Source organism: Candidatus Amarolinea dominans, assembly GCA_016719785.1.
GTDB lineage: Bacteria > Chloroflexota > Anaerolineae > SSC4 > Amarolineaceae > Amarolinea > Amarolinea dominans.
The window spans coordinates 246,944-266,343 of sequence record JADJYJ010000008.1; the positions used below are offsets into that span (position 1 = coordinate 246,944).

General features: G+C 61.9%; 15 protein-coding genes and 2 tRNA genes. 12 read left to right on the forward strand and 5 right to left on the reverse strand.

Annotated features, from left to right (window positions below; genetic code table 11):
• Positions 1-37: 37 nt before the first annotated feature.
• Both IPM84_12260 and IPM84_12265 read left to right on the forward strand, forming a co-directional pair.
• A complete protein-coding gene (locus IPM84_12260) occupies positions 38-319 on the forward strand; it encodes an acylphosphatase (GenBank protein MBK9093522.1) in 282 nt (93 codons plus the stop codon).
• 182 nt (positions 320-501) lie between these two features.
• Entirely contained in the window at positions 502-1,659 is a 1,158-nt protein-coding gene (locus IPM84_12265; GenBank protein MBK9093523.1) for a sigma-70 family RNA polymerase sigma factor, read from the forward strand.
• 273 nt (positions 1,660-1,932) lie between these two features.
• Here IPM84_12265 and IPM84_12270 read toward each other — a convergent pair whose 3' ends face one another.
• On the reverse strand, positions 1,933-5,343 hold the full coding sequence (locus IPM84_12270) for a caspase family protein (protein ID MBK9093524.1): 3,411 nt from the start codon (positions 5,341-5,343) through the stop codon (positions 1,933-1,935).
• Between the two features lie 162 nt (positions 5,344-5,505).
• Between IPM84_12270 and IPM84_12275 the strand changes: the two genes are divergently transcribed.
• The 4 genes from IPM84_12275 (at position 5,506) to IPM84_12290 (ending at position 8,181) form a co-directional block, all read left to right on the forward strand.
• Positions 5,506-5,578, forward strand: a tRNA-Ala gene (locus IPM84_12275).
• A 30-nt stretch (positions 5,579-5,608) separates the two neighbouring features.
• Positions 5,609-5,681, forward strand: a tRNA-Ala gene (locus tag IPM84_12280).
• A 157-nt stretch (positions 5,682-5,838) separates the two neighbouring features.
• A complete protein-coding gene (locus tag IPM84_12285) occupies positions 5,839-7,209 on the forward strand; it encodes a hypothetical protein (GenBank protein MBK9093525.1) in 1,371 nt (456 codons plus the stop codon).
• A 72-nt stretch (positions 7,210-7,281) separates the two neighbouring features.
• Positions 7,282-8,181: a UbiA family prenyltransferase gene (locus IPM84_12290; GenBank protein ID MBK9093526.1), complete on the forward strand. Its 900-nt coding sequence runs from the start codon at positions 7,282-7,284 to the stop codon at positions 8,179-8,181.
• Positions 8,182-8,343: 162 nt separating this feature from the next.
• Here the strand turns inward: IPM84_12290 and IPM84_12295 are convergent, their stop codons facing one another.
• Positions 8,344-8,886: a hypothetical protein gene (locus tag IPM84_12295; GenBank protein MBK9093527.1), complete on the reverse strand. Its 543-nt coding sequence runs from the start codon at positions 8,884-8,886 to the stop codon at positions 8,344-8,346.
• A complete protein-coding gene (lspA, locus tag IPM84_12300) occupies positions 8,883-9,428 on the reverse strand; it encodes a signal peptidase II (protein ID MBK9093528.1) in 546 nt (181 codons plus the stop codon). Before lspA ends, IPM84_12295 begins: the two co-directional genes overlap by 4 nt.
• A gap of 228 nt (positions 9,429-9,656) precedes the next feature.
• On the opposite strand from lspA, the gene IPM84_12305 reads away from it, so the two are divergent.
• A complete protein-coding gene (locus IPM84_12305; protein MBK9093529.1) occupies positions 9,657-10,430 on the forward strand; it encodes an SDR family NAD(P)-dependent oxidoreductase in 774 nt (257 codons plus the stop codon).
• A gap of 9 nt (positions 10,431-10,439) precedes the next feature.
• On the opposite strand, the gene IPM84_12310 is transcribed toward IPM84_12305, so the two are convergent.
• Positions 10,440-12,455 carry a hypothetical protein gene (locus IPM84_12310; protein MBK9093530.1) on the reverse strand — a complete coding sequence of 672 codons (2,016 nt, stop codon included), beginning with the start codon at positions 12,453-12,455 and terminating at the stop codon, positions 10,440-10,442.
• A 296-nt stretch (positions 12,456-12,751) separates the two neighbouring features.
• Between IPM84_12310 and IPM84_12315 the strand changes: the two genes are divergently transcribed.
• The 5 genes from IPM84_12315 (at position 12,752) to IPM84_12335 (ending at position 17,980) form a co-directional block, all read left to right on the forward strand.
• Positions 12,752-13,129 (forward strand): hypothetical protein, encoded by a 378-nt coding sequence (locus IPM84_12315; protein ID MBK9093531.1) that lies wholly within the window; start codon positions 12,752-12,754, stop codon positions 13,127-13,129.
• Between the two features lie 4 nt (positions 13,130-13,133).
• A complete protein-coding gene (locus IPM84_12320; protein ID MBK9093532.1) occupies positions 13,134-13,430 on the forward strand; it encodes a YkgJ family cysteine cluster protein in 297 nt (98 codons plus the stop codon).
• 215 nt (positions 13,431-13,645) lie between these two features.
• Positions 13,646-15,559 (forward strand): molecular chaperone DnaK, encoded by a 1,914-nt coding sequence (dnaK, locus tag IPM84_12325; protein ID MBK9093533.1) that lies wholly within the window; start codon positions 13,646-13,648, stop codon positions 15,557-15,559.
• 287 nt (positions 15,560-15,846) lie between these two features.
• Positions 15,847-16,557 (forward strand): zinc metallopeptidase, encoded by a 711-nt coding sequence (locus tag IPM84_12330; protein MBK9093534.1) that lies wholly within the window; start codon positions 15,847-15,849, stop codon positions 16,555-16,557.
• Positions 16,558-16,636: 79 nt separating this feature from the next.
• Entirely contained in the window at positions 16,637-17,980 is a 1,344-nt protein-coding gene (locus tag IPM84_12335) for a trypsin-like peptidase domain-containing protein (GenBank protein MBK9093535.1), read from the forward strand.
• Between the two features lie 28 nt (positions 17,981-18,008).
• Here the strand turns inward: IPM84_12335 and IPM84_12340 are convergent, their stop codons facing one another.
• Entirely contained in the window at positions 18,009-19,271 is a 1,263-nt protein-coding gene (locus IPM84_12340) for a histidine--tRNA ligase (protein ID MBK9093536.1), read from the reverse strand.
• Positions 19,272-19,400 lie beyond the last annotated feature (129 nt).

A 19,400-nucleotide genomic window follows, 5' to 3' on the forward strand; every position in this document is an offset into this window, starting at 1 on the left:
CCACAGTGACCGCTGCCGGCGGGAGGGCGTCTTGACGATGCAGTTCATTCGTATGCATGTGTGGATTCGTGGCGTGGTGCAGGGCGTCTTTTTTCGCCAGTCCACGCGGCGACAGGCGCAGGCGGCCGGCGTCACCGGCTGGGTGCGCAACTGCGCTGACGGTGCAGTCGAGGCCGTGTTCGAGGGCGAGGCTGCCGCGGTTGCCTCTGTGGTGTCCTGGTGTCATTATGGCCCGGCCGCCGCAGTGGTCAGCCAGGTTGACGTGGCAGGTGAACCGTATACGGGCGAATTTAGCCTGTTCAAGATCAGCGGCTGGTAGACTTTCAGTTCTGAATTGTCAGATTTGACTGTTGACGTTGGACAAGCCGTATGTTATACTGCTTGTAGATTTACGCAACGTTAGATGGGAGGTGCCTATTGAAGGCATTGGCTGTTCGCGGGGACACAGCCGCCACCAATGGAACAGAGGCTCAGGCCACGACGCTCGAAGTCGGGCAGGCGCTGGCTCAGTTACAGGGGTTGGCACAATCCCGTGGCTACTTGCTGTTCGATGATATTTTGGCTATCTGGCCACAGGCGGAAGACCAGATCGAAGCCCTGGAAGATTTATTCGCGCGCCTGCAAGAATTGGGTATCGAAATCTACCCCGATGCAGGAGCGGCCCAGGCCGAAATTGGCCCGCCGCCGGACGAGGTCAGCGTTGAGGAGATTGACCCCATCCAGTTGCTGGCGGTGGGCATTGATCTCGATCTCAGCGAGATGCCGACCGATGATCCGCTGACGCTCTACCTGCGCGAGATGGGGCGAGTGCCCTTGCTCACGCCCGAACATGAGATGGCCCTGGCCAAGCAACTGGCCGAAGGACGCCTGGCGCGCCGCCGTCTGCGTAACGGGGGGCCGCCGGAGACCGATCGCCTGCTCGAACTCTCGCGCCAGGGTGAGGCTGCGCGCGAGCATTTGATTCGTGCCAATACGCGCCTGGTCGTCAGTGTGGCTAAGCGCTACATGGGCCAGGGCGTGCCCTTTGCCGATTTGATCCAGGAGGGCAACCTGGGCCTGATGCGCGCAGTGGACAAATTCGAGCCGGAGCGCGGCCACAAGCTCAGCACCTACGCCACCTGGTGGATCCGACAGGCCATCACCCGTGCGCTGGCCGACCAGGGCCGCACCATTCGCCTACCGGTACACATGGGCGACCGCATCCGCCAGTTGTACCGCACGGCACGTCAGCTTGAGCAAAAACTTGGCCGCCCGGCGCAGCCCGAAGAGATCGCCGAGTCCATGGGGCTGGACTCGCTGCAGGTACGCTGGATGCTGCGCATCTCGCGTCACCCGGTGTCGCTGGAACAGCCGGTGGGCGAAGAGGAAGAGAGCACGCTGGGCAACTTCATCGAGGATGAAGACTCACCCTCGCCGCCCGATGTGGCGGGCAACAGCCTGCTGCGTGAGAAATTAGAGGAACTGCTGGAAACCCTGACGCCGCGTGAGGCGCGCATCTTGCGTCTGCGCTACGGCCTGGACAACGGTCGCACCTATACGTTGGAAGAAGTGGGCAACAAGTTTGGCCTCACGCGTGAGCGCATCCGCCAGATCGAGGCCGAAGCCCTCAATCGCCTGCGCCACCCCAGCCGGGCGCGCCAGTTGCGTGACTATCTCTAATCTCAACCGCCGGAAACTGCTCAAGCCATCCATCCGGCGCCAACAAGGATTCAACCGCGAAGACGCGAAGGTCGCGAAGATTTAGGGTTTCTTCTCGGCGCTCTCGGCATCTTCGCGGTTGATTTTTCGTACAGGCGGCAAGGATTCAACAGGTCGTGAAGATTTGAGATTTTTTCTTGGCGCTCTTGGCGTCTTCGCGGTTCCTTTCTCCCTGTTTGGCTAAGCCGCCCGCCGAATGAATTCGTGGCTGCTGTCGTCTGTCCTGTGAAAGAATCAGGGCGCCAGCCAGCGCAGGATGGCTTCCTGACCCTGGGGCGAACCGAAGTAGCCGAAGTGATTACAGGTCATCTCCACGACGCGCAGCGCCGGGTAATCGCCCCCGCGCACCCCGCGCGCGCTCTTGACCCCGACTGCCAGGTCGTTTTGTCCCTGGAAGAGCACGTCCAACCCCAAATCCACCACATCGCCCAATGTCTTGAGCGCAATTTGCTTCCATGTGGCATTGGGTGAAACGGGCCGCTCCTCATTGCGGCCGGCCAGCACCAGGTAGGGCACATGGTCCGGCTGCGTCAGCCCGTTGATTTCGCTCAGCAGGGGCGAATCTGGCTCCATGTCCCCCGTGGAGATGGCCCGCTGCAGCGCCTGCTTCAGGAACCAACTGCCGATGAGCGCGGGAACGGTGGGCGCCGCACTGTTGAGCAGCACGCTGCCCAGCCAGGTGATGGCCTGCTTGCCGTACTTGACCAGCGGCGTGCCGGCGTTGGGCGGCCCCGCCATCACCAGGCGATCCACAAACGCCGCGCCGCCCCATTTTTCGATCATGGTGCGCGACACCAGTGAGCCGAGGCTGTGGACATACAGATCGAGCTGGCGCCCATCCTCCGGTCGGAACCCTGCTTTGACCAGCGCCTGCTGCAGGGTCTTGGCGTTGTCAGAGACCGAGGTGTTGAACGTCTCGTAATCGAACGTGATGATGCGGTAGTCCAACCCCTCCGAATTCAGCCACTGCGCCGGGCCTTGCACCATCCAACGTGAGTCTGAGGTGAAGCCGTGGACAAAGAGGGCCACCTTAGAGACCCCTTCCAGATCGCCATCCTTGATCGGCGTGTACTCTACCTCACCGGCCGCGTTGACCTGCGCGTGGCGCAGGCCGATGTCGGGAATCTCCTGGCCGCTGATCTTGTACAGATAGAGGCGAAGGGTGCGCCCCACCCCGCGCGTCGTGGGACTTGGGGGCAGCCAGTCAATCTGCAGCGACTGCATCGGCAGGCCAACGCCGCGAGTGCCGGCGCGCACGCCCACCAGGCCAGGCATGTCCTCCATCGCGTCAGGGGTCGCGCCCATCTGACCGACCGGATAGTAAGCCATACCGTCGGTGGCGATGGCGATGATGGCTTGCGTTCCCTCCTCGACCGGCACATCGAAGCTGAGCGCGCCGCCCTGCGCGGCCAGGTCCACATAGGCTGCACCCTGCGCTGCACCCGCGCTGCGCCGCGCTGCGCCTGGCGGGGGCGCGAAACGGTACGGCTCGATGCCCGGCAAATCGGCCAGCAGGTTGGGCGGCGGCAAGGCGGTTTCGCCCGCGCCGAGGCCCGGCCGCCATTCGCCGGGGTTCAGCGTGGCGCTGACATCGGGCGCCTTGCGCAGGACCACGCCGGTGCCCCTGAGCAGCGCACTGCTGAAGCCAGGCGCCAGGGTGGTGGCCGGCAGCCCGGCCGCGCCCTCGCGCCGCACCGTCAGGCCTGCCGTCACGGTGGCCCAATCATCGGCCGCCTGCGCATAGACGGACGTCGCCGACTTGCTGCCGGGCTTCACTGCCGCTTGCCAGAGCAAGCGCTGCAAGGAAGACGCGTGGTCGAGATCCGGATCACGGCTTGCGGCCTGCGTCAACACGGAGAAGTCGGTGGGCTGGCTGGTGACGAAGAACTTGAAGAAGTCGGTGGCTTCGTTGGCGACATAGGGCAGTTCGGTCATGAGACTGCCCTCGTCGAACCGGAGTGCATGACTCTTGCCGGGCGCCAGGGGCGGGAAGTCGTTTTCAAGTACTGGATAGAGTTTGTGAATCCGCCAATCGGCGCTCAGGGCCAGCACGGTGACATAAACCGTCGTCGCGCCACGGTTGGTGAAGCGCATCAAGTACGGCTCGCGCTCCCTGACCACCAGTTGCCCGCCCTGCTGCGGCGCCAGCGTCTGACCGCTGTTGGCGCCGGCCGCCGCCTGGCGTTCGAAGCGGATCTCCAGGGCATTGACCAGGCCGGAGTTGGGGTTTTCGATGTGCAGGACGTTCTGGAAACGGGCGACCGCCTCCAGACGAGATTGGACGTCGCTTTCAAGGTTGGGCGCTTGCGCCGGGACCGGCTGCATCATCAGGCGGCCGTCAGGGAAGATCAGGCTGATGGCCTGTGCCTGCACCAGGACTTGCGCATCGGTTCCGGCCCCTTCACCTTCATCGGTGATGCGCAGACGACCGGAAGCGGGCAGCGCGTCCTGCAGCCCGGCCAACACCGCTTCCTGGCCGGCCTCGGCCGTCAGCGCCACACGCAGGCGTTGATCGCCCGAATTGCGCACCAGTTCCACGCTGCGCGCACGCAGGGGCACGCTATTCGGGTCTACATCATCTGGCAGCCACGCCTGGCTGCTGATGCCGCCTACCTGGACGATCGTGGCCGTCGCCAGGCGGTTGCTGTCCTTGTCGAAACGGCGTGTACGCGGCCGAAACAGGGCGATCTGCGATCCCGTTCTCATGCCGTGGGCAGCTCCCGCGCCAATCTCGACCAGGCGGTTGGCGGCATCCACCCGATTGACGTAGAAGAAGGGCTGCTGACCGGAGAATTCACGCGCGAAGAGCGGCCGATCCAGTGCGCCTTCGATCTGCGGATTCTGGCGGTAGCGCGAGGAAACCTCGGCCGTCACCGACTCGAAGACATCGCGGAACGTGGCGTCGGCCGCGGCGGACTGCATGGACTGCATCAGGAAATAGGTCAGCGCGCCGTAGCGCCCGCCCTCAGGCGCGCGGTGTTCGTTGGACTCTTCATTGTCGCGGCAGCCGGCCATGAACACCAGGCGCTCGTTGGGCGGAAACCAACCGCTTGGGCCGTGTTCAACCACGTCCACGCTGCGGGCGCCGGCCGCGGCGGGCGGCGGGTCGCGCGGATCAGGGTCCGCGCGCCGCGTGGGCACCGTCGGCGCGCCCACCTGGCGTGTGGCGCTGGCCGAGTGGCAGCAGTCGAACAGGAGCACCACGTTGTCGGTTTTTGCCAGCAGCGCATCCACCCACTCCTTGATCTCATCGTCGGTGATGTCGAACACCTGGCGGCCTGGGTCACGGGTGTCGTGGGGCAGGATAGTCTCATCCATGCCGTCTTCTTCATCGCCATGCACGTCGCGCATCTGCGATCCGTGGCCGCTGTACTGGATGAAGACGGTATCGCCGGCCTGCGTCTGTTCGGTCAAGCCATGCCAGGCGGCCGTGATGGCCTGGCGGGTGGCCTGCTCGTTGATGAGCAAAACGGCGTTGCGTTCTTCGAAGCCGAAGCGGCTGGTCAGCAGTTGACGCATCGCGCGAATGTCATTTTCGCAGCCTGCCAGATTGGGCAGAAACGGCCCGGCATGGCGATACTTGTCAACCGCAATATGCAAGGATCGGCGCACGCCGCCCGTGGTCGTGATGCTCGATGGAGCCATGATTACCTCCTGGAGAAATAGAGCCTGACGTATGGTCCACATAACCGTGAGCGCGCCGGGCACTGGAGACCGCCCGGCCAGCGTAGCATACAGGCAAGCAGAAACTTTGTCAACTGACAGCTTGACAAAAACAGGCCTGGCAGGTATACTCTGCCCTGACTTGGGGCTGTAGCTCAGTTGGGAGAGCGCATCAATCGCACTGATGAGGTCAGGGGTTCGAATCCCCTTAGCTCCACTGTTCGGAATCATCGGTTTTGTAAGTTTCGGGGCTGTAGCTCAGTTGGGAGAGCACTACGCTGGCAGTGTAGGTGTCAGGGGTTCGAGTCCCCTCAGCTCCACCTCATGACCTCTCGCTGTTGCGGGGGGTCTTTTTTTGGGTGCAATCGGGGGCGCCGGAGGCAATCGGGGCTGATTTTGGGGTTTCTCTACCGATGGTTATAATGCAGGCGTTGTGATTGCCGCCCGCCTGTCCCCATTCCTTGTGGAGGTACTGCCATGCTTGCCCATGATGCGCACGTCTCCTGGCGCCGGTTTGGCCCCCAGTTAGGCGCCAGCCTGCTGCTGGCGTTGGGCCTTCTGCTGGGATGGGGGGCGTTGGCCGCAGCCAGCAGTTCACAACCGATTCTGCTATTCAGCCTGCACGTGGAGGCGGGTCAGTTCAGACTGACGGCCATCGAGGGCCGCACCGGTTTCATGCCAGACAATGGCAGCCCGGTGGACACGAATGACCTCTACACGCTGCTTTTGCTTGACGCCAGGGGAAACGCGTTGGCGACGCAGCAGTTTGCCCTGGGCCGGACCGTCTGGGGTGCGCCCTGGGCAGATGAGCCGGAAGCTCCACATCCGGTGGTGATGCCAGCCGTCCTGGAAACAGTTGTGACGGCGCCCGATCTACCCGGCGCCGATGGCATCGAAATCTACGATCTGAACGGCACGTTGTTGCTGCGCGAGACAGGGCTGCATGACCGGGTGCAACGCGCAGGCGAATCCCCTACGACGATCTGGGAAGACATTTCGACCCCTTGCTGTGGCGACAACTGCCTGGACCTGCTCTTCCTGGGCGATGATTACACGACGACCGCCAGCCTGGACATGTTTCGCTCCGATGTGTCCTATATGGCAAACTACTTCCGCCAGGTGGAACCGTACAGCGCGCGCCCGAATGTGATCAACGTGCGCGCGATTGCGAGCACGACCGATCTGGAGTGTAACTACAACTGCTTTGGCACCCCGCGCCTGATCTGCTGTAACGGTAACATCATCTTGCCCCTCGCCAGCCAGGCCCCCCATGATAAAATTATCGTGTTGGTCAACAATAACGAGTATGGCGGTTCGGGCAGCGTGAACTTTGCCGTCGCCTACCATCGCTTCCCGCAGTACGGACCGCAAGTTGCCATTCATGAGTTCAGCCACAGTTTCGCCCTGCTCGGCGATGAGTACAGTTTTGGTCCCAACAATGGAGGCAATCCCCTGCGTGCAAATTGTGACGACAATGCCAGTTGCCCCCGTTGGAATGGGATGCCCGGCACGAGTTGTATTCCTGGCTGCACCTACAACGAGTGGTACCGGGCGACCAACGACTGTCTGATGCTGCGCATCCGCAGCGAGCCGGCCAGCGGCGTCTTCTGCCCGGTCTGCCGCGCCATTATCGGCGGCTACCTGGCGCCCTTCAGCGACGCCTGGTCGGACACTGACTGCGATGGGGCCACCGATGTGTTGGATATCACCCGCGTGGCTCGCGCCTGGAACGATTTTGCGCAGAATGGCAGCTATGACCCCAACTTCGACGTAGACAACGGCGGCACGGGCGATGGCGACATTGATATCGTTGACGTGTCGCTGGTGTCCGGACATCTGACCCTGTAAAGCTTCATCGTTTAACTCCCGCTGCTTGACTCCCGCTGCTTAGTTCAATCTTGTCTCGGAAAGGAAAAATTTATGGTCTCTTCTTTTACCCGCCGGGCCACCCTGGCCTGGCGCCTGACGCGCGTCGATGAGTTTCTTGCCTTCGTTCTGGTGACGACTTTTTTTGGATTCAATGTCGCCGGCGCTTTTCAGTTCTCGATTCCTCTTGTAGCCACGCTGCTGGGTAACCTGTTGGCTGTGGCGTTTGCCTTCATGATCAACGATGTCGAAGATGCGGATGATGACGCACGCGACGCCAAGAAAGTACATCGTAACCCCATCTCGGCCGGTCATGTGGCGCCGCGGACCGCCTATATTGCCTGTTTTCTGGTGGCTATGGGGTCGGCGGCATTCTATGCCGTGGCCGGCTGGCGTCCTTTCGTGCTGGGCGTTCTGTGTCTCTTGCTCGGCCTGTTGTATTCCTGGCGCGCGGTGCGCCTGAAGGCCATTCCGGGCGCGGACCTGGCTTCGCACGTGCTTCTCCTGGCCGCGCTGCAATTCCTGTGCGCTTATTTCACCTTCGATGTGAGCGGCTGGCGCTGGCTGCTGCCGTGTGGGTTTGTCGTCGCCGTCTCGTTGTACGGCCAGCTTTTCAACCAACTGCGCGATCTCGAATGTGATCGCCAGGCGGGCTTTGTCAACACCGTGGGGCTGGCCGGCGAACGATTTGCCCATATTTTGGTCTACGGCATGATTGTGCTGGCCCTGGCCCTGCTGGTGGCCTGTGTGGCGTTGGGCATCGTGCCGGTGCGGGTGATGGTCGTGGCTTTTGTGCTGGCGCCCTTTGTCCTGATCCGCCAATTGCGCCAATCCGACTCGCGCCGATTTCAGGGCGATACCACCGGGCCTTTCCAGGAACCGGCCCTGATCATCGGTGTGGTCACGCTGCTGGCCTGGTGGTTCGGCGGCATGGTGGGCGCCCCTTTAATGTAGAACCAGCCCGCGGCCCGTAGGTCACGTCTCCGGCGTGACGGCGCTGCCCTGGCTGGTCAACCTCTCGCCCTGGCTGGTCAACCTCTCGCACCGGTTCGGGATTTCCGGCGCAGCCGCGGCCCGTAGGTCACGTCTCCGGCGTGACCGCGCTGCCCTGGCTGGTCAACCTCTCGCACCGGTTCGGGATTTCCGGCGCAGCGACCATGCCCCGGCCAGCAGCACGGCGAGCAGCGCTATCCCAACCAATGCAAACTTGACGCTGGCGAACACGCCGGCCAGGAGAGACAGCGGGCCAGCCGATGGCATGGTCGCCACTACGGCGAGCAGGCAGATGTTTTCGAGGATATCGAGCGCGCCGGCGATCAGCGGCAGCGGCGTCAGGCGGCGCAGGGCGGGCGCCCACGAGGTCAAGCGCGGGCTGGCCGCCAACTGCACGAGCAGCGCGGTCAGGCCGCCGGCATAGCCCACGATGAAGAGGAAATCGAGCCACAGCGCCCGGCGGGCCAGGTCACTGCCGCCGGCCGGCCAGGCCTGAATGAGGGTCGCGGCGCGCTCCGCTGAAAAAGCCAGTTCCAGCTCGATGATGCCGCCGGCAGCCCCGGCGGCTTTCAATTGGGTCTCGATTCCCTGGAAGATGATGAAGAGGATCAGGACGATCAACAGAGCCAGGAGCGTGAACGCACGCAGCCAGCCGCGGTGGGTCATGGCGCCCCTAACTCCTGGGGCTGATTCACCGGGCTGGACTCCGCCGGCACATCGTCGCGTGTCAGCCAGGTGTCGAGCAGCAGCAGTCCAACTCCCACGACCACCAGGCTGTCGGCCACATTGAAGACCGGCCAGTCGAACGTGTCGCCAATGTGCCAGTGAATGAAATCTACCACGAAGCCGTACATGAGCCGATCCAGCAGGTTGTTACCCACGGCGCCGGTGGCAATGGCGGTGAACGCGGCCAGCATCAGCGGTCGCCGTGGCGCAGCCAGGACATACCAGGCGATGACGGCCAGCGTCGTCAGGCTGACAGCCACGATGAGCGGCGTGCGAATCGTTTCCGGAATCCAGCCGGTCAGATTGAAGGCCGATTCCCGGTTTTCGACGTACTGAAAATCCCAATAGCCCGGAATGAAGGCCACGCCGGGCGTTCCCTTTAGTTGGGTGATCGCCAGGCGTTTGCTGAACTGGTCAAGGGCCAGCAGCGGCAATACGCCGAGAATAATCATGACTAACTGACGCACATTTGGTTTCGACACAATCACCTTCCTGGAGCCTGACCGCTGGCCGCGCTGCATCCCTGCATCCCTTGCGGACAGGCCCGCGGCTTTTCTTGAGCGCGTTCCCCGCTCCGCGGCTATTGTACCACAACCTGCCGTTTGGACTGAACCGCGACCGGTGCATAGCACACTTTTTTGCTCTCGCCCGCTCTCGCCTATAATGTCTGCCGCAAGACGTTTTATCATCCTTGACTCAGGAGTCTCATCATGCGTTCACTGAACGGCAAGACGGTTCTCATCACCGGCGCCAGCAGCGGCATTGGCGCGGCGTGCGCACACGCGTTCGCCGGCCTTGAGGCGCGGCTGCTGCTGGCTGCGCGGCGGCTCGACCGGCTGCAGAAGTTGGCCGCGGCCATCTACGCCCAGCATGGGGTCGAAGTGCATACGATCCAACTGGATGTGCGTGACCAGCCGGCTGTCGAGGCCGCCATCGGCGGTTTGCCCGCGGCCTGGGCCGTCGTGGACATCCTCGTCAACAACGCGGGCCTCAGCCGCGGGCTGGACAAGCTGCACGAAGGCAAGCTGGCCGATTGGGAAGAGATGATTGACACCAACATCAAGGGCCTGCTCTACGTCAGCCGGGCCGTCATTCCGGGCATGGTGGCGCGCCGCTCTGGACATGTCATCAACATCGGTTCCATCGCCGGGCACCAGGTTTATCCGAGCGGGAATGTCTACAGTGCGACCAAACACGCGGTGAACGCGCTGACGCAGGGCATGCGCATAGACCTGCTGGGCACGGGCGTGCGGGTAAGTACGGTGGACCCCGGCATGGTGGAGACAGAATTCAGCCAGGTGCGCTTCCACGGCGACGAGACTCGTGCGGCCAAAGTCTACCAGGGACTGACCCCCTTGACCCCGGACGATGTGGCGGACGCCGTCGTCTACTGCGCCACCCGCCCCGACCACGTCAATATCAACGAGATCATCATCATGCCGACGGCGCAGGCTACGGTGACCATGGTCGCACGCGTACCGTAATGATTGAAATTACCGGTTTGGAATGAGCTGTCTCCACGTTGCCCTGATTTGTTCGGGTGACCAGTCCTGCTCCAGCAGCCAACCGATGGCCGCGCTGCAGCCGCGACAGAACGTCTCGCTGTCGAGGGTATCTATCTGAGTCAGGGGGGGCCAGTGTGCCGGTGTGGAATCGGTGCGCAGCGTAAAGGTGAGAATGGTATCGTGTTTGAGCGCGTTGAGATTGGCGATGTGTGCGGAGATAGGATTTTCGGAAAACACCACGTGTGCGTTGACGAGGCAAAATCCAGCCTGACGTAGAGCCAGGGTCAGCTCCGCCCAGGCGTTGGGGTCCCAGTGATGAAACGTGAAAACCAGCCGACCGGTCCCTGGTTTGAGGACGCGAGCGCATTCACGCAGAATGCCGCCCAGAATTGCCATGAAACTGGTGTCCCCATTGGCTGCCGTTGATGCCACTGCGCTGTGGGCTGTGTCGTAAGTCCAATTGGCTTCGGTTGGCAGCAGCCGCGCCAGCCAGACGCGAAAAAAGGCCGCCAGGTCGCTGTACTGAACACTGTCGTAATAGGGAGGGTCGGTGACAATCAGGTCCACCCCGTGATCTTTTAGGGGCAGGCGGCGTGAGTCGCCGTGGATCAGCCAGAATGCTTGCTCGCTGTTCTGCAGGGATGACTCGTCTGTTACTTCGATGCCGCCATCTACTTCGCCCACGATTTTGACCTGCTGCCATTGACGATTGGCGTCCAATTTGCGTTCGACAGGCGCCAGCGCCCATTGTCGCCCGCGCTCGATGCGGTCACGAAAGAGGGCCTGCAGATTTCCCGAGGCTCGCCGTCCATTGACCGGATTGTTCTCGGCCGCCGTGTATTGAAACACATAGGCATGCAGACCAAACACATGGCGAATTGCGCCCGGCCGGTTCTTGAACCAACCTTTGTAACCGCACAGCATGGCGTTGAACTCAAGCGAGGTCGAGATCAACAGGGCCAGATTGAGTCTGACGACATCTCGATAGCCCTGCACCAGTCGGACGGCATGATACAGGTAGAGGAGTTGGCGCGACGAGAAGAGGTCGAGGTAGGAACGCACCTGGCGTGTCAACAAATCACTAGATTTTGGACCAGGAGCAATGTCGAAAGCGCACAACGGGCTGAAATCGAGCTGGCAGCGTAACGCGTCTGCCGACCGCAGCCTGGTCAAATCGGCTTCAGCGGGCGACCGAAAGAAGAATCCGTGCTCAGGGCATTGGCCGGCAATGGCGATAGGCGCGTAACGTGCGTAGAAGGGCAGATCGAACCGTTCGGCGTATTTCTGGCCGCAGGTGGTGCAAGCAGCATCGTCCTTGGTGACGAGGCGCACCGGGCTGGCTGCGCCGGCCGGCGATGCAGTGTCGTCACTAACAGCCCATGTTTCGGGCCAGATGCGAATCACGCGCCCAGCCTCATGGCGCAGGTCGAATTGATCAACCTGAACCACGTCACCACAAGCACATTGCTTGCGTAGACCGTACAGGGTAAACTGCGAATCCACCGTCTGTGCGCACTCTGGACATTCGGTTTGATAATAGGAGCCGGTCAACCGGTGTAGATCGTGAAAGAAAGCATGGAAGGCCGCGCGTAGTTCGTTGAGCGGCGCCTGCGTCAACGACGCGCGCGCCTGGACAATGGGAATGGGATCAACATCGGCGCCGATCACACTGGCGCCCAGTCGCAGCGCCTCATGCAGCGTGGTTCCCCCGCCCATCATGGGGTCGAGCACGACCTTGCCTGCCAGACCGCCTGGCGCGTAGTAGTCTCGGCGTTGAGGGTCGCTGACGAACTGCTTGAGGATGGTGCGAAAGGTGGAGCCGCAGCGCCGCGCCCACCATTTGTGCAAATAGGTGTTGGGGCGAAAGAGGTGCTTGTTGAACGCCTCGACTTCGGCCAGCGCGTTGGCGAACTCCTCAGGAAACGGGGCATTCACCATGAGACCCTGATCGGGCGCATGGGCCAGTTCATCGAAAGTCAGTTGACGCGTGTATGGCGTGGTCATGGCCCCAATTGTAGCACATGACCGGCGGGTGCGGCGAAATCGGGGCCGGCCATGCCTGTTTCCGTGCTGTCACGCTCCTTCCCGTATTTTCTCAATTTGTAGGGGCGCACCCTTGCGGTCGCCCGCGCTGGCAGGCGCTATTGAAGGAACAGGAGCGCAGTGATATAATACAGGTGCGTTCTAGGTTCGAATCAATCTTTTCTGCAGAATGGCAGTGAGGTTCGGTAATAGGGAAGTTGAAAGGTACGTAACAACAATGCCGGTCATCCTTCGCGAAAGAGGATATGAGTCTTCAGATGAATACACCACTTGTTACGATCAACACACGTTCGCGCAATGGACGGTCTCGTTCTGTCATTGTTCCTGTGTCAGTTCCCGATCTCGATGATGTGAGGGCGCTGGCTGTGCAGCTCCATCGCGGCGGCAAATCGTATCAGGGCCGCATGTGGGGATGGGAAGTTACCTATGAGCCAGAATTCGATGAGCCGCGTGCCGAAGTTGAAGTCCCTGATGGCCGAGGTGGATTCATCACGCAAATGATGCGAGTGTGGGCGCCGGCAAGTTTCACGATTGGTGAGAGTGGTGTCTGGTTTTTTTCGCTCCTGTGGGAAAATGGCGCCGACGGAGAGCCTGTCGAATTTCTTGACGACCGCAATATCCTGGAAGAAGCCTGAACCGATGGATTGTCGCGTGGGTTGCGGGGCCTGTTGCATCGCCCTTTCGATTTCATCCCCGATTCCTGGTATGCCCAGCGGCAAGCCGGCCGGGGTGCGCTGTGTGCAGTTGACGGCCGATAACCGCTGCCTGTTGTTTGGCCTGCCCACGCGGCCATTGGTCTGCACACGGCTGCGCCCCATGCCAGAGATGTGCCGCGACTCTGCCGACGAGGCCCTGACCTGGTTGACCTGGCTGGAGCAGGTGACAGCACCGACCGACGCCCTGACCCTTTTCAGGCTTGACGGCGATCCGGCCTGAATTGGCCTGGGCGACGCCTCGCGCTTTGTCAACGCCTCTAACACTTTCCTAACACTGCGCTAGCGCAAATCTAACACAAGACGACTAGAATAGAGCACGTAGTCTGGACACGCCCCCGGACAACGTGCCCTTTTTGTCATGCAAGCACGGAAATCAGGTGCAGGCAAAGGCTGGTTGCTGAGTTCACATAGACATGGCATCAGTGGAGGAAAGCGATGGGAAAAATTGTAGGCATTGACCTGGGAACGACGAATTCTTGTATTGCCGTGGTAGAAGGCGGCGACGTGACGGTGATCCCGAACGCGGAGGGCGGCCGCACCACTCCGTCGGTGGTGGCGTTCACTAAGACCGGGGAGCGCCTGGTTGGGCAGACGGCCAAACGCCAGGCGGTGGTAAATCCGGAAAACACTGTTTTTTCGATCAAACGTTTTATGGGACGCCGCGTGGCGGAGACGCAGAGCGAGCAGAAAATGGCGCCCTATCCTGTCATCGAAGGCCCGGCGGGCGATGCGCGGGTGCGTCTGCCCATCAACGGCAAGACGCATACGCCGCAGGAAATCTCGGCCATGATTCTGCAGAAGCTCAAGACAGACGCGGAGACCTACCTGGGCGAGCCGGTGACCGAGGCGGTGATTACGGTGCCGGCCTATTTCAACGACGCACAGCGCCAGGCCACGAAGGACGCCGGCAAGATTGCCGGTCTCGATGTCAAGCGCATCATCAATGAACCGACGGCCGCGGCGCTGGCCTATGGCCTGGACAAGAAGACCAATGAGACGATCCTGGTCTTCGACCTGGGCGGCGGCACCTTCGATGTGTCGGTGCTGGAAGTGGGCGAAGGCGTGATCGAGGTCAAGTCCACCAATGGGGACACCCACTTGGGCGGCGATGATTGGGATCAGCGCATCATCGCTCATGTGGCCGATGAGTTTCGCAAGGAGAATGGGATTGACCTGCGCCAGGACCGCCAGGCGCTGCAACGTCTCAAGGAAGCGAGCGAGAAGGCCAAGATCGAACTGTCGAGCGTGATGGAGACGGACATCAATCTGCCGTTCATCACCGCAGACTCGGCCGGGCCAAAACATCTGCAGATTCGCCTGACGCGTGCCCGCTTCGAACAGTTGACGGCCGACCTGGTGGAGCGCTGCGTCAAGCCGTTCAAGCAGGCGCTGGAGGATGCACGCCTGCAAGCGCAGGACTTGAAGGAAGTGGTGCTGGTGGGCGGCGCGACGCGTATGCCGATGATCCAGGACCTGGTGCGCAGGTTGACGAATGGCAAGGAGCCGCACAAGGGGGTCAACCCGGACGAGGTGGTTGCCATCGGTGCGGCGTTGCAGGGCGGCGTTCTGGGCGGCGCGGTCAAGGATGTGCTGCTGCTCGACGTGACGCCGCTGAGCCTGGGCGTCGAGACACTGGGCAGCGTCATGACGCCGGTCATCGAGCGCAACTCGACGATTCCGATCAAGAAGAGTCAGGTTTTCAGCACGGCAGAGGATGGGCAAACGGCCGTGACGATTCACGTGCTGCAGGGCGAACGCCCCCTGGCAAGCGACAATATCAGCCTGGGGATGTTCAACCTGGAAGGGCTGCCGCCTGCGCCGCGTGGTCTGCCGCAGGTGGAGGTGACCTTCGACATTGATGCGAACGGCATCCTGCATGTGGCGGCTAAGGACAAAGCTACGGGCAGCGAGCAATCCATCCGCATCACGGCCTCTACAAATCTGAAGAAGGATGATGTGGAGCGCATGGTGCGTGAGGCGGAACGCAATGCAACCACCGACAAGCGACGCAAGGAACTGATCGAGGCGCGCAACAATGCCGATGCCCTGATCTACACGGTGGAAAAGGCGCTGCGCGATCTGGGCGACAAGGTGCCTTCTGCCGATCGGAGGCGCATCGAGGAGCAAGTGACCGCGCTGCGTAAGCTGAAGGAGGGCGAGGATACGGCCGCCATTCGCCAGGCCAGCGAGCAGCTACAGCAGGCCAGCTATGCGCTTTCACAGCAGATGTACAGCCAGGCTGGCGGCGGTCCCACGAACGGTCACGGCCCAACCGGCGCCGACGGCTATGACCAGGGCGACCGGCGCAGCGACGAAGATGTAGTCGAAGGCGAGTTCAGGCCGGTCTAACCTTCTGAGAATTCGGAGGTCTGCTTTGCAGGCTTCCGAATTCTTCAGCAGTTCCAAATGTAGCACACATTCAACCGCAAAGAACGCAGAGAACACAAAGAAACGGCAGATCAGACGCAAATCGGCAACTTCTCTGCGTTCTTTGTGATCTCTGTGGTAAAAAACCAGGCTACATTTGGAACTGCTGCGAATTCTTTTCCGACTTCCGAAACCGGCAAGTCTGTGATATAATACGCGCGCTTGTTGACCCATGTTTTGCAGCACAGAGGGGCTTGAAGGAGTCGAAAATGTGGTTTTGGAATCCACTCTATTTCCTGTTTACATTACCGGCGCTGATCCTGGGCCTTGTTGCGCAGGCCATGGTGAAAGGCGCGTTCAGTAAGTATTCGCAGGTGCGCACCAATGGCGGCCTGACCGGCGCGCAAGCGGCCAGCTCGATCTTGCGCAGCTTTGGTCTCTTCGACGTGACCGTGGAGGAGACGCAGGGCATGCTGACCGATCATTATGACCCGCGCAGCCGCACCCTGCGCCTGTCGCCCGATGTCTACCGCAACAGTTCGATTGCGGCCGTTGGCGTGGCCGCGCACGAAAGCGGGCATGCCTTGCAGCACGCCAAAGGCTACTGGCCGTTGCAAATTCGCACACAGATGGTGCCGACGGTGCAGCTTGGCTCCTGGCTCGGCCCGATCATCTTCATGGTTGGCTTCTTCCTGGGCGGCCAGGTCGAAGGCTCGCTGGGCTACTATATTGCGCTCGCTGGCTTGATCCTGTTCGCAGCGGTGGCCCTCTTTGCTGTCGTGACCCTGCCGGTCGAGCTGGATGCCAGCCGCCGCGCCAAGCAAGTCCTGGTCTCCGAGAATATCCTGGATCGCGGCGAGATGGATGGGGTCAATCGCATGTTGAACGCCGCCGCTCTCACCTACGTGGCAGCGGCCGTGCAGGCGATTATGACGTTGCTCTACTATGCCTACATTTTGTTCGGCCGCCGGCGCGACTGATCGCGGCGCGGCTCTGTTTCCGATGTGATTCTGCGTTACACTCTGCGCAGAATCTTTGCTTTAGAAACGAGGTATCTGCATGTCGAATTCGAGACGCAATCTGATCGTTGCTATCATTGTTCTGGCCGGTGCATTGCTTTTGCTCTGCATCTGTGCCGTCGGCGCCTGGTTTGCCGTTCGTCCAAGCCTGGACCGGGCGGACTTTCTACAAGGCCTGCAGCCAACCGCGGCGATCACGCGCCAGGTCGCGCCGGCCACCGCGACGCCGGCACGCTCCCAACCGCGTGCCACCGCGACCCCGGCCAAGCAACCGTCGGCGCCGGCCAACCCGCCAACCGCGCCCGTCCTGCCTACAGCCGTGCAGGCGCCGGCTGGTGCAGACATCGAAACGGCACTTCTGACCAACCTGTACGAACGGGTTAATCCTTCCGTGGTCAACATCACGGTTTTGGGCCGGGCCGGCGAACAGGTGGCGCCGGGGATGGGCATTCCAACGCCGGAGAACCCCGATGAATTGGTACCGGTCAGTCAAGGATCAGGCTTCGTCTGGGACGCGGAAGGCCATATCGTCACCAATGCGCACGTGATTGAAGGCGAGGATGGGGTGCGCATCACTTTCTCAGATGGCACGTCGGCCACGGCCGAAGTGATCGGCGCCGACCCTGATTCAGACCTGGCGGTTGTGAAGGTTGATCCCGCCACGGCAGCCCTGGTGCCGGTGGCGCGTGGCAGCATGGACGCTGTGCAGGTGGGACAGCGCGTGGCCGCGATTGGCAATCCGTTTGGCTATAACGGCACGCTGACGGTGGGGGTGGTGAGCGCCATTGGCCGTTCCATCTCCTCGCTGACGCAGTTCAACATTCCCAGCGTGATCCAGACCGACGCGCCGATCAACCCTGGCAACTCCGGTGGCCCTCTGCTCAACATGGACGGCGCAGTGATTGGCGTCAACGCGCAGATCGAGACTTCGAATGGCGTGCGCGCCAATTCGGGCGTTGGTTTTTCCATTCCGATTAGCATTGTCGAGCGCGTGGTGCCCGCGCTGATCAACGAAGGCGTCTATCGCCATGCCTACCTGGGCATCAGCGGCAGCACCTTCAGCCCCTTCTGCGCCGACGTGCTGGGGATTGATCCTGCAGTGCGCGGCGCGTATGTCAATGAAGTCGCCAACGGCGGGCCGAGCGACAAGGCCGGCCTGCGCGGCGGCTCGCAGGCGGTTGACAAGCTGACCTGCCCGGAGATGGCCGGCGGCGATCTCATCACGGCCATTGATGATCAGCCGGTGGCGCGTTTCGACGATCTCCTGATCTACCTGGAGACCTACAAAGGCCCTGGTGACACGGTGACGCTGACGGTGCTGCGTGATGGGCAGGAACAGAAGATCGCGGTAGAACTGGGCCGCCGACCCCAACGCAGCCAGTAGGGTTGGCAAATTCAATTTTTGCGGTTGTCTATACGCCGTGGGCGCGTAGCCAGGCAATCACCTCACTGCGCGGCACGCTGACCTGCTGGCTGCTGGTCAGGTCGCGTACGGTGACGCTGGCCGCGGCCAGTTCGTCATCGCCCAGGATCAGCGCAAAACGTGCCCGCGCCCGGTCCGCCTGCTTGAGTTGCGCCTTGAGGCTGTCGCGGTAGGGCAGCAGCGCGCCGATGCCGGCCTGGCGCAGGGTCTGCAGCAGGCGGATGGCCTCCACTTTGGCGGCCGGGCCACGATAGACCAGCATGACCAGGGGCAAGGGCAGAGCCGGCGCCTGCACGCCCTGCGCCTTCAGCGCCAGGATGATGCGCTCAATGCCGGAGCCAAAACCGACGCCCGGCACGGCCGGCCCACCCAACGCTTCGATCAACCCATCGTAACGCCCACCGCCGCAGACGGCCGCCTGCGCGCCAATGTCCTGCGCCCAGACCTCGAACACCGTTTTGACATAATAATCCAGCCCGCGCACCAGCCGCGGGTTGATGGTGTACGGCCGCCCAAGCAGGTCCAGATACTGGCGCAGGGTGGCGAAGTGCGTGCGACAACTCTCACACAGAAAATCATGAATCACCGGCGCCGAAGCCAGCAGCCGCTCCATCGCCGGGTCTTTGGAATCGAGCAGGCGCAGCGGGTTGCGCGCCAGGCGTGTGCGGTCGGTTTCACCCAGTTGCTCAGCCAGCGGCGCGAAGTAGTCGCGCAGCGCCTGCACAAAGGCCGGTCGGCACTCGCGACAGCCGGTGCTGTTGATCATGAACGAGAGGCCCTTGAAGCCCAGGGCGTCGTACAAGTCCCAGGCGATGCTCATCACCTCGACATCAATGACCGGGTCTTCCTCGCCCAGTGCCTCGACATTGAACTGATGATGGATGCGGTAGCGGCCGGCCTGCGGCTTCTCCTGGCGAAAGATGGGGCCGATCGCGTAGAGGCGCAGCGGGGCCGGGCGCGTATGCATGCCGTTCTCGACGTAGGCGCGCATGATGCCGGCCGTGAACTCCGGCCGCAGGGTCAGCTCGTCGCCGCTCTTGTCCTGGAAGGAGTACATCTCTTTCTGCACCACCAGGTCGGAGCCTTCACCGACGCCACGCGTGAAGAGGGCCGTGGATTCAAAGATCGGCACGCCCAACGGCTCGAAGCCGTAGAGCGCGGTGATGCGCTGGATGTTTTGTTCGATGTGGCGCCAGAAGGGCCATTCTTCAGGTAGAATGTCTTTGGCGCCGGTCGGCGCTGCGTAGGGCATAATGGGCCTCATAACCGTAAGATTGCACGCACAGGTTTGCTTATTCTATACTGCAAGCGGGAATAGACTTCACTTTCCCGCCTAAGGAAACAGGCGCAATTCGCGCCCGCTTGCAGTATACCATCCTGC

Excerpts from the sequence above, each read along its gene's own strand:
- IPM84_12305 (MBK9093529.1), top strand. The coding sequence starts at position 9,657 with ATGCGTTCACTGAACGGCAAGACGGTTCTCATCACCGGCGCCAGCAGC.
- IPM84_12330 (MBK9093534.1), top strand. The coding sequence starts at position 15,847 with ATGTGGTTTTGGAATCCACTCTATTTCCTGTTTACATTACCGGCGCTG.
- IPM84_12315 (MBK9093531.1), top strand. The coding sequence starts at position 12,752 with ATGAATACACCACTTGTTACGATCAACACACGTTCGCGCAATGGACGG.
- IPM84_12260 (MBK9093522.1), top strand. The coding sequence starts at position 38 with ATGCAGTTCATTCGTATGCATGTGTGGATTCGTGGCGTGGTGCAGGGC.
- IPM84_12295 (MBK9093527.1), bottom strand. The coding sequence starts at position 8,886 with ATGACCCACCGCGGCTGGCTGCGTGCGTTCACGCTCCTGGCTCTGTTG.
- IPM84_12310 (MBK9093530.1), bottom strand. The coding sequence starts at position 12,455 with ATGACCACGCCATACACGCGTCAACTGACTTTCGATGAACTGGCCCAT.
- IPM84_12320 (MBK9093532.1), top strand. The coding sequence starts at position 13,134 with ATGGATTGTCGCGTGGGTTGCGGGGCCTGTTGCATCGCCCTTTCGATT.
- IPM84_12335 (MBK9093535.1), top strand. The coding sequence starts at position 16,637 with ATGTCGAATTCGAGACGCAATCTGATCGTTGCTATCATTGTTCTGGCC.
- IPM84_12290 (MBK9093526.1), top strand. The coding sequence starts at position 7,282 with ATGGTCTCTTCTTTTACCCGCCGGGCCACCCTGGCCTGGCGCCTGACG.
- IPM84_12340 (MBK9093536.1), bottom strand. The coding sequence starts at position 19,271 with ATGCCCTACGCAGCGCCGACCGGCGCCAAAGACATTCTACCTGAAGAA.
- IPM84_12285 (MBK9093525.1), top strand. The coding sequence starts at position 5,839 with ATGCTTGCCCATGATGCGCACGTCTCCTGGCGCCGGTTTGGCCCCCAG.
- dnaK (MBK9093533.1), top strand. The coding sequence starts at position 13,646 with ATGGGAAAAATTGTAGGCATTGACCTGGGAACGACGAATTCTTGTATT.
- IPM84_12270 (MBK9093524.1), bottom strand. The coding sequence starts at position 5,343 with ATGGCTCCATCGAGCATCACGACCACGGGCGGCGTGCGCCGATCCTTG.